Origin of the sequence: Streptomyces sp. W1SF4 (assembly GCF_003950035.1) — a bacterium.
Classification (GTDB): Bacteria; Actinomycetota; Actinomycetes; order Streptomycetales; family Streptomycetaceae; genus Streptomyces; species Streptomyces racemochromogenes.
Genome location: NZ_CP034350.1, coordinates 5,985,241 through 5,999,912 on the forward strand (window position 1 = coordinate 5,985,241; position 14,672 = coordinate 5,999,912).

The window sequence follows — 14,672 nt, forward strand, 5'->3', positions numbered from 1 at the left end:
TGGGATTGCTGGACTACGGGTTACTTGGCGCCGAGGCCGGCGTCGGACACCGGGGGCTTGCCGGCGGCCTTGAGGACCTTGTTCAGGAGCGTCAGGTCGTAGATGCCGGCCAGGTCGGGGTTCTCCAGGAGCTTGGCCTTGACCGCCCACTCCGACTGCTTCTTCAGCGTCGCCGCCAGCGGGTCGTCGGTGACCGAGATGCTCGGCCACGCCGGGTCGATGACCTTCGGGTCCAGCCCCTTGCCGGTCTCGGCGAGGAGCCGGGCGTTCGCGGAGGCCTTCGCCTTGTCCTGGTTGGAGTGGATCCACTCGTTGGTCTTCACCGTGCCGCGCAGTACGGCCTCGACGACGTCCGGGTGCTCCTTGAGGAACTTCTGCGACACGATGACGTTCGTGATCACGAACTTGTTCCCCGGCCACAGGCTGCCCTCGTCGAGGAGGACGGAGCCGCCGTCGGAGACGAGCTTGGATGCGGTGGGCTCGGGCACCCAGGCGCCGTCGATCGAACCCTGCTTGAAGGCGTCGGGGGTGACCTTGTTGTCCGTACGGACCACCGACACGTCGCCCTTGCCGGACTCGGGGTCGACCGACCAGCCCTTCTCGGAGATCCAGTTGAGGAACGCGACGTCCTGCGTGTTCCCCTTCTGCGGGGTGGCGATCTTCTTGCCCTTGAGGTCGTCCAGGGTCTTGATCTTGTCCGGGTTCACGACCAGCTTGACGCCGCCGGAGGCGGAGCCGGAGATGATCCGCAGGTTGGAGCCCTTGGACTTGACGTAGCCGTTGATGGACGGCGAGGGCCCGATGAAGCCGATGTCGAGGGAGCCGCCGTTGAGGGCCTCGATCTCGGAGGGGCCGGCGTTGAAGGACTGCGGCTTGACCTTGGTGCCGTTCAGCTCCTTCTCGATCAGGCCCTCCTGGAGGCCGACCAGGGCGGTGGCGTGGGTCAGGTTCGGGAAGTACCCGATGCGGACCTCGGACGCGGAGAGCTTCTGGCCGCCGCCGTCGGCGGCGGCCGGCCGGGCGTCCGCGTCGGCGGTCTTCTCGGCCTGGGACCCGTAGCCGCAGGAGGCGAGGGCGCCGATCAGCAGCGGCAGGGCGGCGACGGCGGCGAGGCCGCGGCGCGGGGTCTTGCGGGTGTCACGGGGGGCAGGCACGGGAGGGCTTCCTCTCGACGCGCCGTCAGGGGACTACGGCGCGGGTCTTCGTCTGTGGTGCGTGGGCGGGTACGGCTCGCGGGGGGTGCGCATGAGGTGCGCGTACGTCATCGCGCACATCGCGCCACCCCTCCCTGGCCGCTGCCGAGGGCGCCGCTGCCCACGCGGCCGCCCTCCTTCGCGAAAGTGGAGTACATGTCGGCGGGCATCACTAGAAGTCCCACCCGTCCTCGTCCGCAGCCACGACCTCGGCCCTGGAGGCGAAGGACTCGCCGGCCATGCCGGCCGCCAGGGTGGTGCCGTCGGCCGGGTCGATCAGCAGGAAGGAGCCGGTGCGGCGGGAGTCGGCGTACGCGTCGAGCGCGAGGGGCTCGGCGGTGCGGACGACGACGCGGCCGATGTCGTTGGCCACCAGCTGCCCGGGGTCCGGGTGCTGGGACAGGTCGTCCAGCGTGAGCCGGGAGGGGATCTCCTTGACGATCGCCTTGACCGTGCGCGTCGTGTGCTTGATCAGCACCCGTGCGCCGACGGCCAGCGGCTGGTCCGCGACGTGGCAGACGGTGGCGACGACGTCCTGCGTGGTCGCCGGGGCGGTCGCGGACGGCGCGATCAGGTCGCCGCGCGAGATGTCGATGTCGTCCTTGAGGCGCAGGGTCACCGACTGCGGGGACCAGGCGATGTCCACGGACTCGCCGAGGGCGTCGATGCCCTCGATGACCGAGGTGCGGCCCGACGGCAGGACGGTGACGGCCTCGCCGACGCGCAGGACGCCGGAGGCGATCTGGCCCGCGTAGCCGCGGTAGTCGGGGTGCTCGGCGGTCTGCGGGCGGATCACGTACTGCACCGGGAAACGCGCCGGGCAGGCGGTGAGGTCGTGGCTGACCGGGACGGTCTCCAGGTGCTCCAGGACGGTCGGGCCGCCGTACCAGTCCATGTTCGCGGAGGGCTCGACCACGTTGTCGCCGGCGAGGGCCGAGATCGGGATCGCGGTGATCTCCGGGACGCCCAGCTCCGAGGCGTACGCGTTGAACTCCTCGGCGATCTTCGCGAAGACCGGCTCCTGGTAGCCCACGAGGTCCATCTTGTTGACGGCGAGGACGACGTGGGGGACGCGCAGCAGGGCGGCGACGGCGGCGTGCCGGCGGGTCTGCTCGATGACGCCGTTGCGGGCGTCGACGAGGACCACGGCGAGGTCGGCGGTGGAGGCGCCGGTGACCATGTTCCGGGTGTACTGCACGTGCCCGGGGGTGTCGGCCAGGATGAACCGGCGGCGGGCGGTGGCGAAGTAGCGGTAGGCCACGTCGATGGTGATGCCCTGCTCGCGTTCGGCGCGCAGGCCGTCGGTGAGCAGCGCCAGGTCCGGGGCGTCCTGGCCGCGGTCGGCGGAGACCCGCTCCACGGCCTCCAGCTGGTCCTCCAGGACCGACTTCGAGTCGTGCAGCAGGCGGCCCACGAGGGTGGACTTGCCGTCGTCGACGGAACCCGCGGTGGCGAAGCGCAGCAGCGTGGTGGCGCTGAGCTGCTCGGTGGTGGTCGTCATGGTTAGAAGTACCCTTCGCGCTTGCGGTCTTCCATCGCGGCCTCGGACAGCTTGTCGTCGGCGCGGGTCGCGCCCCGCTCGGTGAGCCGGGACACGGCGATCTCGGCGATCACGGCGTCGAGGTCGGCGGCGTCGGAGTCGACGGCGCCGGTGCAGGACATGTCACCGACGGTGCGGTAGCGCACGAGGCGCTTCTGCACGGGCTCGGACTCCTTGGGGCCGCCCCATTCGCCGGCGGTCAGCCACATGCCGTTGCGCTGGAAGACGTCACGCTCGTGCGCGAAGTAGATCTCGGGGAGTTCGATGTCCTCGCGGGCGATGTACTGCCAGACGTCGAGCTCGGTCCAGTTGGAGAGGGGGAAGACGCGGACGTGCTCGCCGGGGGCGTGGCGGCCGTTGTAGAGCTGCCACAGTTCGGGGCGCTGGCGGCGGGGGTCCCACTGGGAGAACTCGTCGCGCAGGGAGAACACGCGCTCCTTGGCGCGGGCCTTCTCCTCGTCGCGGCGGCCGCCGCCGAAGACGGCGTCGAACCTGAGCTGCTGGATGGCCTCGGTGAGCGGGACGGTCTGCAGCGGGTTGCGGACGCCGTCGGGGCGCTCGCGGAGCTTGCCGGCGTCGATGTACTCCTGGACGGAGGCCACGTGCAGGCGCAGGCCGTGCTTCTCGACGGCGCGGTCGCGGTAGGCGAGGACCTCGGGGAAGTTGTGCCCGGTGTCCACGTGCAGCAGCGCGAACGGCACCGGCGCGGGCGCGAAGGCCTTCAGCGCCAGGTGCAGCATGACGATGGAGTCCTTGCCGCCGGAGAACAGGATCACCGGCTTCTCGAACTCGCCCGCCACCTCGCGGAAGATGTGCACCGCCTCGGACTCGAGGGCGTCGAGGTGCGACAGCGCGTAGGGCGCGTCGGAGCCGGACTCGGTGTGCGGGTGCGCGGCGGTGGTCATGCCAGACCCCTCTCGGTGAGCAGTGCGTGCAGGGCGGAGGCCGACTCCTGCACGGTCTGCGTGTGCGACTCGATGCGGAGGTCCGGGTTCTGCGGTGCCTCGTAGGGGTCGTCGACGCCGGTCAGACCGGAGATCTCGCCCGCCGCCTGCTTGGCGTACAGGCCCTTCACGTCGCGCTCGGAGCACACCTCGACGGGGGTGGCCACGTGCACTTCGAGGTAGTTCGTCGAAGCGGCGGCGTGCCGCTTCGCGACGGCCTCGCGGCTGTCGGCGAACGGCGCGATCACGGGGACGAGGGCCTTCACGCCGTTGCTGGCGAGGAGTTCGGCGACGAAGCCGATCCGCTGCACGTTGGTGTGCCGGTCCTCGCGGCTGAAGCCCAGGCCCGCGGAGAGGAACTCGCGGATCTCGTCCCCGTCGAGCACCTCCACCCGGTGGCCCTCGGCGCGCAGCCGCTCGGCCAGCGCGTACGCGATGGTGGTCTTGCCCGCGCTGGGCAGACCGGTCAGCCACACCGTGGCTCCCTGGCCGGTCACGCTCATCCGCTTCTCCGTAAGTTCCGTGGTTTCCGTAGGTGTCGTGGTCATCAGCCGTGCAGTCCGCACTCGGTCTTGCCGCGTCCGGCCCAGCGTCCGGCCCGCGCGTCCTCGCCCTCCGCGACCCGGCGGGTGCAGGGGGCGCAGCCGACGGAGGCGTAGCCGTCCGTCAGCAGCGGGTTGGTGAGGACCCCGTGCTCGGCGACGTACGCGTCCACGTCGTCCTGCGTCCAGCGGGCGATGGGGGAGACCTTGACCTTGCCCCGCTTCTCGTCCCAGCCGACGACCGGGGTGCCCGCCCGGGTGGGGGACTCGTCGCGGCGCAGGCCCGTCGCCCACGCGTCGTACGCGGTCAGGCCCTCTTCGAGGGGCTTGACCTTGCGCAGCGCGCAGCACAGGTCCGGGTCGCGGTCGTGGAGCCTCGGCCCGTACCGGGCGTCCTGCTCGGCGACCGACTGGCGCGGGGTCAGCGTGATGACGTTGACGTCCATCACCGCCTCCACCGCGTCCCGGGTGCCGATCGTCTCCTCGAAGTGGTACCCGGTGTCGAGGAAGACCACGTCCACACCCGGAGCGACCCGCGAAGCCAGGTGGGCGACGACGGCGTCCTCCATGGAGGAGGTCACGCAGAACTTCTTCCCGAAGGTGTCGACCGCCCAGCGCAGGATGTCCAGCGCGGAGGCGTCCTCGAGGTCGCGGCCCGCCTGCTCGGCCAGTTCTCTGGGACTCGCGTCTTGAGTGGTGGTCATATCTCGTCCCCTCCAGCGGCGTTGGACTGGACACCCCGGGACAGCAGGCCGAGGTACTTGAGCTGGAAGGCCCGGTTGCAGGCCCTGCATTCCCAGGCGCCGTGACCCGTTTCGTGGGGAAACAGGTCCTCGTCGCCGCAGTACGGGCAGTAGAACGGTGCGGCGCGCTCGCTCATGAGAGGCTCGCGTCGCTGGCGCGGCCGACCCAGGCGGCGAAGCGCTCGCCGTCCTCGCGCTCCTCTTCGAAGCGCTTGACGACCCGCTCGACGTAGTCGGGCAGACCGGCCGAGGTGACCTTGAGGCCGCGGACCTTGCGGCCGAAGCCGGCCTCCAGGCCGAGGGCGCCGCCGAGGTGGACCTGGTAGCCCTCCACCTGGTTGCCGTCGTCGTCCAGGACCAGCTGCCCCTTGAGACCGATGTCCGCCACCTGGATACGGGCGCAGGCGTTCGGGCAGCCGTTGATGTTGATGGTGAGCGGCTCGGCGAAGTCCGGCAGGCGGCGCTCCAGCTCGTCGATCAGCGAGGCGCCGCGCGCCTTGGTCTCGACGATGGCCAGCTTGCAGAACTCGATGCCGGTGCAGGCCATCGTGCCGCGGCGGAACGGGGACGGCTTGACCCGCAGGTCCAGCGCCTCCAGGGCGGCGACGACGGAGTCGACCCGGTCGGCCTCGATGTCGAGGACGATCATCTTCTGCTCGGCGGTGGTCCGCAGGCGGCCGGAGCCGTGCTGCTCGGCGACGTCCGCGATCTTGGTGAGGGTGGCGCCGTCCACCCGGCCGACGCGGGGCGCGAAGCCGACGTAGAACCTGCCGTCCTGCTGCTGGTGCACGCCGACGTGGTCGCGCCACTGGCCGCTGGGCTGCTCGGGCGCGGGGCCGTCGGTCAGCTTGCGCTTGAGGTACTCGTCCTCCAGGACCTGGCGGAACTTGGCCGCGCCCCAGTCGGCGACCAGGAACTTCAGGCGGGCGCGGGTGCGCAGGCGCCGGTAGCCGTAGTCGCGGAAGATCGAGATGACGCCCTCGTAGACGTCGGGGACCTCGTCCAGGGAGACCCAGGTGCCCAGGCGCACGCCCAGCTTGGGGTTGGTGGACAGGCCGCCGCCGACCCACACGTCGAAGCCGGGACCGTGCTCGGGGTGGTTCACGCCGACGAAGGCGATGTCGTTGATCTCGTGCGCCACGTCGAGCAGCGGCGAGCCGGAGACCGCCGACTTGAACTTGCGCGGCAGGTTGGAGAAGTCCGGGTTGCCGACGATGCGGCGGTAGATCTCCTCGATGGCGGGCGTGCCGTCGATGATCTCGTCCTGGGCGATGCCGGCGACGGGCGAACCGAGGATGACGCGGGGCGTGTCACCGCAGGCCTCGGTGGTCGACAGGCCGACGGCCTCCAGACGGCGCCAGATCTCGGGAACGTCCTCGATCCGGATCCAGTGGTACTGCACGTTCTGGCGGTCGGTGAGGTCGGCGGTGCCCCGCGCGAACTCCTCGGAGATCTCGCCGATGACGCGGAGCTGCTCGGTGGTCAGCCGGCCGCCGTCGATGCGGACGCGCAGCATGAAGTACTTGTCGTCCAGCTCCTCCGGCTCCAGGATCGCGGTCTTGCCGCCGTCGATCCCGGGCTTGCGCTGGGTGTAGAGGCCCCACCAGCGCATGCGGCCGCGCAGGTCGTTGGGGTCGATCGAGTCGAAGCCCGTCTTGGAGTAGATCGTCTCAATGCGCGTCCGCACGTTGAGACCGTCGTCGTCCTTCTTGAACTGCTCGTTGCCGTTGAGGGGCGTGTGGTGCCCGACGGCCCACTGGCCCTCGCCGCGGTGACGGCCGGTCTTGCGGCGCGCTGCGGCTGCGGGGGCGGCTGCGGGCGTTTGAGGGGTGGCGGCCATGGCGGGTACGTCCTTCTTCAACGGCTCGACGTGGAGGCAGGGGGGAGCGGCGGCGCGCCCCTGTCACGCTGGAGTCTCCGAGCAGGTGTGGCCGGTTTCCGCCCGCGTGTCGGGGTTGCCGACAGGCAGGGGGCGGCGTTCGGCCTCAGGGGGCTTGCGGGTGATCGACGCGTCCGCGGCGGCGGGGACTGCGGCGATGTGCGGCGGGTGCTGGTTCCGTCAGCGCGCCGGACAGATGGCGCTGGACATGCGGCCGAGGTCGACGTGCCGCCGACTCACCAAGGCAATTCCAGCTCCATTCATGGCCGAAGCGTGTCATGTGCCGATTGGAGGAGTCCACTACTGTCCACGATGCGGACGAACTCGTCCCGGATCATGAGACCACGTGACCGGGGTCACCTTTTTTGACACGCCGCTCGCACGGCTCGGCGCCGGGGCGCCTCCCCGGCTTCGCGCCGCTGCGCCGGCCTCCGGCCGTCGGGTGCGGGGCGGGGGTCCCCTACCCGCCCTTCGCCCGTTCCCTGGGGGCTCCGCCCCCAGACCCCCGCGCCTCAAACTCCCCAAGCTACCGCTGGGAGGTGCCCCCAGGCGGGGCTGGACACATCCAGCCCGCGCGGCGTTTGAGCGCACCGGGCGCGCAGCGCCCGGCTCTTTCAGCCTCGCCGGCGTTTGAGGCGCGGGTCCGGGCAGCGCCCGGGGAACGGTGGAAGGGCGGGTCGGGGGCAGCTCCGCGCAGCGGCACCCGGTCCCCGCCCGGCCGGGGCAGGGGCTACGCGCCCGGCCAGGGGCCCGGGGTCGGGGTTTCTTCCGTGGGTTCCGTTTCCGTCTTGAAGACCTTGAAGCCGCGGCGCCGGTAGTTGTCCATCGCCGTCGGGCCGTCCTGGCTGCACGTGTGGACCCACACCCGGCGGGTCGGCTCGCGGTCCGGCCAGCGGGACGCGAGGTCCCAGGCGCGGGCCGTGCCGAACGTCAGCAGGTGGCCCCCGATGCGGCGGCCCCGGAAGTCCGGCAGGAGGCCGAAGTACATGATCTCCACCACGCCGTCGGGCTGCGGGTCCAGCTCGACGTAGCCCGCCGGGGTGCCGCGGTCGTACGCGACCCACGTCTCCACCCCCGGCCGCTCCAGCAGCTCCACCCACTGCGCGCGGGTCAGCGACAGCCGGTCCGTCCAGTGGATGTCCTGGCCCACCGAGGCGTACAGGAAGCGGCTCAGCTCCGGGGACGGGACTTCCGCGCGGGTGATGGTGATCTCCGGGCCCGGTATCGCCGCCGGGACGAGGTCCTCGGGGGAGGTCATCTCCAGGGACCAGGTGGTGAGGGTGATGGTGCTCATGCCGTTCAGGGAACCACGGGCGCCCCGCCGCGGCCCAGGCGGGCCCTGATCACGGCCGGGGCGGTGGAGTGGGGCAGCAGCCGGCCCGGGTCCGCCGGGCGGATCAGCTCCACCTCCACGTCCTCCGCGAACCGGTACGGCCGGTGCGTCAGCACCCCCGCCAGGTGCCTGCGCACCCGGGACAGCTCGGCGCGCACCGTCACCGTCCGCGTCGGGTCCCCGAACAGCTCGGCGGCCAGCTCCGCCGCCGAACGCCCCCGCGGGGTCTCCGCCAGCAGGAACAGCAGCTCCGCGTGGCGCGGGCTCAGCTCCTGGGACCAGCTGCCGGCTGCCCCGTACACGGTCGCCGACCAGGACCGGGGCCCGCTCAGGTCCAGCACCACCCGGCTCACCGCCGGCGCGGCGCCGCGCGCCTCGGCCAGCCGCAGCAGCCAGCCGCCGGGCAGCGGCTCCGCCACGCAGTCGCCCAGCTGCCCGACCCACGCCGGGCCGGGGCCCAGCCCCTTCGGCAGGGCGACCCGGTCGGCGGGGGCCAGCCCCGTCACCGCCGCCGTCCAGCCGTGCGGGTCCACGACCGCGGCCCGCCCGGGCAGCCGGGCCAGCAGCGGCGCCGCCACGGCCCGCAGCCGCTCCAGGGACTCCAGGTGCCGCACCCGCAGCTCACGCTCGGCGAGCCGGGCCACGGAGCTCACCCAGGCCAGGGTGGCCGGGTGCATGGTGGCCAGCGGGCCGCTGACGTCGACCACGCCCAGCAGCCGGCCGTCCCTCGGGTCGTGCACGGGCGCCCCCGCGCAGGTCCAGTCGTGGTGGCTGGAGACGAAGTGCTCCGCCGAGAACACCTGGACCGGCCGCCGCGTCACCAGCGCGGTGCCCACCCCGTTCGTGCCGACCACGGCCTCGTCCCAGTCGGCCCCCACCGCGAAGCCCAGCCGGTCCGCCTTGCGCAGGATCGACCGGTGCCCCTCCCGCCACAGCAGCCGCCCGTCCGCGTCGGCGACGACCATGATGTGCAGGGCCTCGTCCAGCGCGGGCAGCAGCCCCTCGCGCAGCACCGGCAGGACCTCCCGCAGCGGCGAGACCTGCCGGCGCTCCTCGGTCTCGGCGGCCGACAGCAACCGCGAGCGGGCGTCCCGGTCGGGGTGCACCCCGCCGGCGAGCATCCGCCGCCAGGACTCGGCGATCTCGGGGCGGGGGGCGGCCGGCGGACGGTCCCCGGCCAGCGCCGCTGCCCGGACCCCCTTCAGCAGGCGCGTCGCCTCCCGCGTGTCCATGGCCGAGATGCGCGCCACGTCGACCGTGCTGCCTGCGGTGTTGGCCACCGGAACCTCCCCGTGCTGAACAGGACGTACTGCGCAAGCCGCCCCCCGTGCCGCACGCGCGTACTTCCCGGGCACATGCGGCGGGCGAATTCCGAGCCGTAAGGAATGCAGGGTTGCAACGGTATGCAACCCTCGCCAACCCCCGGTCACCCGACCGAAACTATGGGCACGCCGCCGAGCGGCGTGACAGCTCCTTCCTCGGGGCTCTTGGACCAGGGGTGGTGCCGAGTCGGCGCGGCGCCACTCCTGATCCCACCTCCACGGGCTCGGATCCGGCGCTGACCGCTCCGCCGGCCGCGCAATGGTTTGGGGACCACCGCGGCCGGGGAGCAGGGTGGTCTGGGGACCGCCGTCAGCCCGTGATCCGCGCCCGTGCCACCACTTCGGCCAGGTCGAGGCCGTGCGGCAGAGTGCCGAAGGCAGCCCCCCAGTCACCGCCGAGCCGGGACGCGCAGAACGCGTCCGCCACCTCCGAAGGGGCCCAGCGGACCAGCAGCGAGCCCTGGAGCACCAGGGCCATCCGCTCCACCACCCTGCGGGCCCGGGCCTCGATCCCGTCGAGGTCGGCCAGCTCCGTCAGCAGGTTCTTGATCGCCGCGTCCAGCCGGTGGTCCGCGCCCCTGGCCAGGCCGACCTCCTGGAGGAACGCGTTCAGGGCCCGGGGTTCGCGCTGGAGCGCGCGCAGCACGTCCAGGGACTGGACGTTGCCCGAGCCCTCCCAGATGGAGTTCACCGGGGATTCGCGCAGCAGTCTCGGCAGGCCGGACTCCTCGACGTAGCCGTTGCCGCCCAGACACTCCAGGGCCTCCGCCACCATCGGCGTACACCGCTTGGTCACCCAGTACTTCGCGGCGGGCACCGCGAGGCGCAGGAAGGCCCGCTCCTGGTCGGTGCCGGCGTCGTACGCGGCCGCGAGACGCAGCGTGAGGACGGTGGCGGCCTCCGACTCCACGGCGAGGTCGGCGAGGACGTTGCGCATCAGCGGCTGGTCGATGAGCGGCGCTCCGAAAGCAGAGCGGTGCTCCGCGTGGTGGACGGCCTGCGTCAGCGCCTGCCGCATCAGCGAGGCCGAACCGATCACGCAGTCCAGTCGGGTCGCCGCGACCATCTCGATGATGGTCCGCACCCCCCGGCCCTCCTCGCCCACCCGCCGCGCCCACGTCCCGGAGAACTCGATCTCCCCCGAGGCGTTCGACTTGTTGCCCAGCTTGTCCTTCAGCCGCTGGATCGCGAACGCGTTGCGCGTCCCGTCCGGCAGCACCCGCGGCACCAGGAAGCAGGTCAGCCCGCCCGGCGCCTGCGCCAGCACCAGGAACCCGTCCGACATCGGCGCCGAGCAGAACCACTTGTGCCCGGTCAGCACGTACTCCCCGGCCGCGTCCAGCGGAGCCGCCGACGTCGTGTTCGCCCGTACGTCGCTGCCCCCCTGCTTCTCCGTCATGCCCATCCCGAAGAGCACCCCGGCCTTCTGCCCGGCCGGCCGCAGCCCCTCCTCGTACACGTGCGAGGTCAGCCTCGGCTCCCACTGCGCCGCCAGCTCCGGATCGGCCCGCAGCGCCGGCACCGCCGCGTGCGTCATCGACACCGGACAGCCGTGCCCCGCCTCCGCCTGCGACCACAGGAAGAAGCCCGCCGCCCGCCGCAGGTGGCCGGCCGGACGCCCCCAGGCGTCCGTCAGCCCGGCGCCGACCGCGTGCCCGAGCAGCCGGTGCCACGACGGGTGGAACTCCACCTCGTCGATCCGGTTCCCGTAGCGGTCGTGCGTCCGCAGCACCGGCGGGTTCTCGTTCGCCTCCCGGCCCCACCGCTGGGCCTGCGCCGAACCCGCGGCGCGGCCGAGCGCGGTGAGCTCCTCCCGTACCTCGTCGCGGAGTTCGGGGGCCGCGTCGGCGAGGTGCCGCTCCACGCCCTCGGTGAGGGCGCGGTCGCCGAGGTAGACCTCGTACCCGACGAGCGGCGGGGCCTGGTTGCTGACTGTGTGGGTGGTGGCTGCCATGCGGATACCGTAAGGACGTGCAGCCAGCAAAAGAAACACCCGAGGGGACCCCGGTACGCCCGGGCAGGCTCCACCGGGCCCGCGTCCTCTACCGCAACGTCTCCAAGCGCAAGATGGGCTGGCTGCTCCTCAAAGACACCGTCAACTCGTGCATCGAGTACCGGATCCTCGGTCTCGCCGCCGAAGCCGCCTTCTTCACCCTGCTCTCCCTGCCGCCGCTCTTCCTCGGCCTGCTGGGTCTGCTCGGCTACGTGGACGGCTGGACCAACACCCAGTCCGTGGCCAGCATCGAGGAGAACATCCTGCGCGCGGTCGGCACCGTCCTGTCCGACCGCGGCGTCAACGACATCGCCAGACCCATGCTCGACGACGTCACCAGCCGCGGCCGGCCCGACCTGATCTCCCTCGGCTTCGCCTTCGCCCTGTGGTCGGGCTCCCGCGCCGTCAACGTCTTCATCGACACCATCACCGTCATGTACGGGCTCGACGGGCAGCGGGGCATCGTCAAGACGCGGCTGCTGGCCTTCCTCCTCTACGTGATCGCCCTGCTGATCGGCGCGATCGTGCTGCCGCTGATGGTCGTCGGACCCGACGCCGTCGTCCGCCTGGTGCCCTGGAGCACCGAGGTGATCGCCGTCCTGTACTGGCCGGTGGTCACCCTGCTCTCCATCGCCTTCCTGACGACCCTCTACCACGTGTCCGTCCCCGTCCGGTCGCCGTGGATCGAGGACGTGCCCGGCGCGCTCGTCGCGCTCGCGATGTGGGTGCTCGGATCGTTCCTGCTGCGGATCTACCTGACCAACACGGTGGAGGGCCCGACCATCTACGGGTCGCTGGCCGCGCCCGTCGCGATCCTGCTGTGGATCGGCATCTCGGCCTTCGCGGTGCTCGTCGGCGCCGCCGTCAACGCCGCCATCGACCGGGTCTGGCCCTCCGTGGCCACCGCCGCCGCCCGCGAGGCCAACGAGCGGGTCCGCGAGGCCGAGGCCGCCCAGCTCGTCGCCCGCGCCGCCGCCTGGCGGGCCCTCGCCGAGGGGGAGTCGGAGGACGACGAGGACGCCGGGATGCCCTCGGAGTTCCCCGAACGCTGGTCGAACTTCCTCCCGCCCGACGACTACACCTCCCGCCTGCGCAAGCACTGACCGGCGACCACGGCCTACGGTGGCGGTGTGTACGAGGAAGCGCCGTCCCGGGCCGTGGCCGGAGCCGTGCTCTGGCGGGCCGAGGGGCCCGGCGGGGTCGTGCTGCCCGACGGGTGCATGGACCTGCTCTGGACCGGCGGCCGGCTGCTGGTCGCCGGCCCCGACACCGGCCCGCACCCCGCCGGGGAGGTCCCCGGCCGCGCCTTCGCCGGAATCCGCCTCGCCCCCGGCACCGCGCCCGCGCTGCTCGGCGTACCGGCCCATGAGCTCCTCGACCGGCGCGTCGAGCTGGCCGACCTGTGGCCCGGCCCCGAGGTACGCCGCCTCACCGCGCGCACGGCCGCGTACGGGGACCCGTGCGCGGCCCTCGAAGCGCTGGCCCGGACCCGCCTCGCCGCCGCGGGCCCGCCCGACCCGCTCCCCGCCGAGGTCACGGCCCGGCTCCGCGCGGGCCAGCCCGTCGCCGCCATCGCCCGGGCCGTCGGCCTCGGCGAACGCCGGCTGCGCCGGCGCTGCCTCGACGCCTTCGGGTACGGCCCCCGGACCCTGGGCCGGGTGCTGCGCCTCCAGCGGGCGCTGGCCCTGGCCCGGCGCGGGCTGCCGCAGGCCGAGGTGGCCTGTGCCGCCGGGTACGCCGACCAGGCGCACCTGGCCCGCGAGGTGCGCGCGCTGGCCGGGACCACCCTCGGGGCCTACACGGCGTCCGCCGGCGCGAACAGCGACACCCCGCAGCCGTCGGGGTCGAGCACCACCGCGTAGCGCTGGCCCCAGAAGGCGTCCCAGGGCTTCAGGTGCCCCTCGTACCCGGCGCCCGTCAGCTCCGCGTACAGCGCGTCCACCTCCGCGGGGGACTCGCACAGAAAAGCGAGCTCCCGGCGCTGCCCGCCGCGGGGCGGGGTCCAGGAGGGGTCGAAGGAGCGGACGGTCTCCTCGGTGTCCCAGCCGATCCGCAGCCCGCCGGGCAGCACGGCCTCGACGTGCGGCAGGTCGTCGGCGCCGGCGGGGACGTCCAGGCCGAGCCGGCGGTAGAAGGCGAGCGAGGCGGCCATGTCGGAGACGACCAGGCCGATCATGTCGAGTCGTGGAGTCATGCCCGCAGGCTAGGCACGCGGCCGCCCGACGGTCTTGAACGAAACGGACACGCCCGCCGGCCCGGCACCCGCTCCAGCCCCACCGGCGTCTGAGGCGCGGGGTTCGGGACGGAGCCCCGAGGAACGGTGAAGCGGGGGTCCCCCCGGACGGAGCCTGGGGGAGGGCAGGTGACCTCGCCCCGCGCACCGGCGCACTCCGCGCACCGGCCCGTCCCGCGCACTGGCCCGTCCCGCGCACTGGCCCGTCCCGCGCACTGGCCCGTCCCGCGCACTGGCCCGTCCCGCGCACTGGCCCGTCCCGCGCACTGGCCCGCCCCGCGCGGCGCCCGCCCCGCGCGGCGCCCACCCCGGCGCGGACGCCCGACCCCCGACCTCCCGGAACGGCCCGGGCTCGGGAGGCCGGTGGGCTCCACCCCCGGGTGGAGAGCGGACCTCCACCCGGGATCCACCCCGGCGCCGATCACAGCCGCCCCGGCCGCTCCTAGCGTGGAACCCATGGATGCCGCACGCCTTCTCGTCACCGCCCTCGTCATCGTCCTCGTCGTGGTCCGCCGGTTCACCGGGCGGCCCGTCAAGGAGCAGGAGCGCCTCTGGGTCCTGCCCGCCGTGCTGGCCTTCTTCGCCGTGGCCGGCGGCGGGCTGGTCGAGCCCCGGCACCCCGTGGCGGCCGTCCTGCTGCTCGCCGCCGAGACCGGGGTGGCGTTCGGGCTGGGCCTCCTCATGGGCCGCGCCATGACCGTGTGGCGGGAGCCCGACGGAACCCCGTGGGCCAAGGGCAACAAGGCCGTCCTCGCGCTGTTCGGGCTCTCCCTCGCCACCCGCGCCGGCCTGGCCCTGCTCGGCTACGCCGACGGCATACCCCCGCACACCGGGGCACTGCTGCTCACCCTCGCCGCCTGGATCCTCGCCCAGGGCCTGGTCCTGGCCGCCCGCGTCCGCCGCGTCCCGCTCCCGGCATGACCCGCACGCCGCCCCCGGGACACGGCCTA

At 73.0% G+C, this 14,672-nt stretch carries 15 protein-coding genes; 3 read left to right on the forward strand and 12 right to left on the reverse strand.

Annotation, left to right across the window (positions count from 1 at the left end; genetic code table 11):
- Positions 1 to 20: 20 nt before the first annotated feature.
- The 11 genes from D1J60_RS27970 to D1J60_RS28015 all read right to left on the reverse strand — a co-directional run bounded on the left by D1J60_RS27970 (position 21) and on the right by D1J60_RS28015 (position 11,450).
- Positions 21 to 1,154 carry an ABC transporter substrate-binding protein gene (locus tag D1J60_RS27970; protein WP_125822956.1) on the reverse strand — a complete coding sequence of 378 codons (1,134 nt, stop codon included), beginning with the start codon at positions 1,152 to 1,154 and terminating at the stop codon, positions 21 to 23.
- Positions 1,155 to 1,365: 211 nt separating this feature from the next.
- Positions 1,366 to 2,694, reverse strand: coding sequence for a GTP-binding protein (locus D1J60_RS27975; RefSeq protein ID WP_125822957.1), 1,329 nt, complete (start codon positions 2,692 to 2,694; stop codon positions 1,366 to 1,368).
- A 2-nt stretch (positions 2,695 to 2,696) separates the two neighbouring features.
- Positions 2,697 to 3,638: a sulfate adenylyltransferase subunit CysD gene (cysD, locus tag D1J60_RS27980; RefSeq protein WP_125822958.1), complete on the reverse strand. Its 942-nt coding sequence runs from the start codon at positions 3,636 to 3,638 to the stop codon at positions 2,697 to 2,699.
- Positions 3,635 to 4,225 carry an adenylyl-sulfate kinase gene (gene cysC, locus D1J60_RS27985; protein WP_125822959.1) on the reverse strand — a complete coding sequence of 197 codons (591 nt, stop codon included), beginning with the start codon at positions 4,223 to 4,225 and terminating at the stop codon, positions 3,635 to 3,637. The genes cysD and cysC overlap by 4 nt, the downstream gene beginning before the upstream one ends.
- Complete coding sequence (locus D1J60_RS27990) at positions 4,225 to 4,923, reverse strand: phosphoadenylyl-sulfate reductase (protein ID WP_125822960.1); 699 nt, start codon at positions 4,921 to 4,923, stop codon at positions 4,225 to 4,227. The genes cysC and D1J60_RS27990 overlap by 1 nt, the downstream gene beginning before the upstream one ends.
- Entirely contained in the window at positions 4,920 to 5,099 is a 180-nt protein-coding gene (locus tag D1J60_RS27995; RefSeq protein ID WP_125595153.1) for a hypothetical protein, read from the reverse strand. Before D1J60_RS27995 ends, D1J60_RS27990 begins: the two co-directional genes overlap by 4 nt.
- Positions 5,096 to 6,802, reverse strand: a complete 1,707-nt coding sequence (locus D1J60_RS28000; protein ID WP_125824218.1) for a nitrite/sulfite reductase — start codon at positions 6,800 to 6,802, stop codon at positions 5,096 to 5,098. Before D1J60_RS28000 ends, D1J60_RS27995 begins: the two co-directional genes overlap by 4 nt.
- 219 nt (positions 6,803 to 7,021) lie before the next feature.
- Positions 7,022 to 7,105, reverse strand: coding sequence for a putative leader peptide (locus D1J60_RS38885; RefSeq protein ID WP_312847410.1), 84 nt, complete (start codon positions 7,103 to 7,105; stop codon positions 7,022 to 7,024).
- 466 nt (positions 7,106 to 7,571) lie between these two features.
- Positions 7,572 to 8,135, reverse strand: a complete 564-nt coding sequence (locus tag D1J60_RS28005; protein ID WP_125822961.1) for a GNAT family N-acetyltransferase — start codon at positions 8,133 to 8,135, stop codon at positions 7,572 to 7,574.
- Positions 8,136 to 8,140: 5 nt separating this feature from the next.
- Entirely contained in the window at positions 8,141 to 9,406 is a 1,266-nt protein-coding gene (locus D1J60_RS28010) for a GAF domain-containing protein (RefSeq protein ID WP_125824219.1), read from the reverse strand.
- 400 nt (positions 9,407 to 9,806) lie between these two features.
- Entirely contained in the window at positions 9,807 to 11,450 is a 1,644-nt protein-coding gene (locus D1J60_RS28015; RefSeq protein WP_125822962.1) for an acyl-CoA dehydrogenase family protein, read from the reverse strand.
- 17 nt (positions 11,451 to 11,467) lie between these two features.
- On the opposite strand from D1J60_RS28015, the gene D1J60_RS28020 reads away from it, so the two are divergent.
- Both D1J60_RS28020 and D1J60_RS28025 read left to right on the forward strand, forming a co-directional pair.
- Positions 11,468 to 12,592, forward strand: coding sequence for a YihY/virulence factor BrkB family protein (locus D1J60_RS28020; protein WP_125595156.1), 1,125 nt, complete (start codon positions 11,468 to 11,470; stop codon positions 12,590 to 12,592).
- 27 nt (positions 12,593 to 12,619) lie between these two features.
- Positions 12,620 to 13,351, forward strand: coding sequence for a helix-turn-helix domain-containing protein (locus tag D1J60_RS28025; protein ID WP_125822963.1), 732 nt, complete (start codon positions 12,620 to 12,622; stop codon positions 13,349 to 13,351).
- On the opposite strand, the gene D1J60_RS28030 is transcribed toward D1J60_RS28025, so the two are convergent.
- On the reverse strand, positions 13,285 to 13,683 hold the full coding sequence (locus D1J60_RS28030; RefSeq protein WP_125822964.1) for a VOC family protein: 399 nt from the start codon (positions 13,681 to 13,683) through the stop codon (positions 13,285 to 13,287). The genes D1J60_RS28025 and D1J60_RS28030 overlap by 67 nt on opposite strands.
- 495 nt (positions 13,684 to 14,178) lie before the next feature.
- Between D1J60_RS28030 and D1J60_RS28035 the strand changes: the two genes are divergently transcribed.
- Positions 14,179 to 14,643 (forward strand): DUF1453 domain-containing protein, encoded by a 465-nt coding sequence (locus D1J60_RS28035; RefSeq protein ID WP_125604256.1) that lies wholly within the window; start codon positions 14,179 to 14,181, stop codon positions 14,641 to 14,643.
- Positions 14,644 to 14,672 lie beyond the last annotated feature (29 nt).

Bases quoted from the DNA above. Each gene is read 5' to 3' on its own strand.
- D1J60_RS28000 (WP_125824218.1), bottom strand. From the start codon at position 6,802: ATGGCCGCCACCCCTCAAACGCCCGCAGCCGCCCCCGCAGCCGCAGCG.
- D1J60_RS28035 (WP_125604256.1), top strand. From the start codon at position 14,179: ATGGATGCCGCACGCCTTCTCGTCACCGCCCTCGTCATCGTCCTCGTC.
- D1J60_RS27975 (WP_125822957.1), bottom strand. From the start codon at position 2,694: ATGACGACCACCACCGAGCAGCTCAGCGCCACCACGCTGCTGCGCTTC.
- D1J60_RS28030 (WP_125822964.1), bottom strand. From the start codon at position 13,683: ATGACTCCACGACTCGACATGATCGGCCTGGTCGTCTCCGACATGGCC.
- D1J60_RS27995 (WP_125595153.1), bottom strand. From the start codon at position 5,099: ATGAGCGAGCGCGCCGCACCGTTCTACTGCCCGTACTGCGGCGACGAG.
- D1J60_RS27990 (WP_125822960.1), bottom strand. From the start codon at position 4,923: ATGACCACCACTCAAGACGCGAGTCCCAGAGAACTGGCCGAGCAGGCG.
- D1J60_RS28010 (WP_125824219.1), bottom strand. From the start codon at position 9,406: ATGGACACGCGGGAGGCGACGCGCCTGCTGAAGGGGGTCCGGGCAGCG.
- D1J60_RS28015 (WP_125822962.1), bottom strand. From the start codon at position 11,450: ATGGCAGCCACCACCCACACAGTCAGCAACCAGGCCCCGCCGCTCGTC.
- D1J60_RS28005 (WP_125822961.1), bottom strand. From the start codon at position 8,135: ATGAGCACCATCACCCTCACCACCTGGTCCCTGGAGATGACCTCCCCC.
- cysD (WP_125822958.1), bottom strand. From the start codon at position 3,638: ATGACCACCGCCGCGCACCCGCACACCGAGTCCGGCTCCGACGCGCCC.
- D1J60_RS38885 (WP_312847410.1), bottom strand. From the start codon at position 7,105: ATGAATGGAGCTGGAATTGCCTTGGTGAGTCGGCGGCACGTCGACCTC.
- cysC (WP_125822959.1), bottom strand. From the start codon at position 4,225: ATGACCACGACACCTACGGAAACCACGGAACTTACGGAGAAGCGGATG.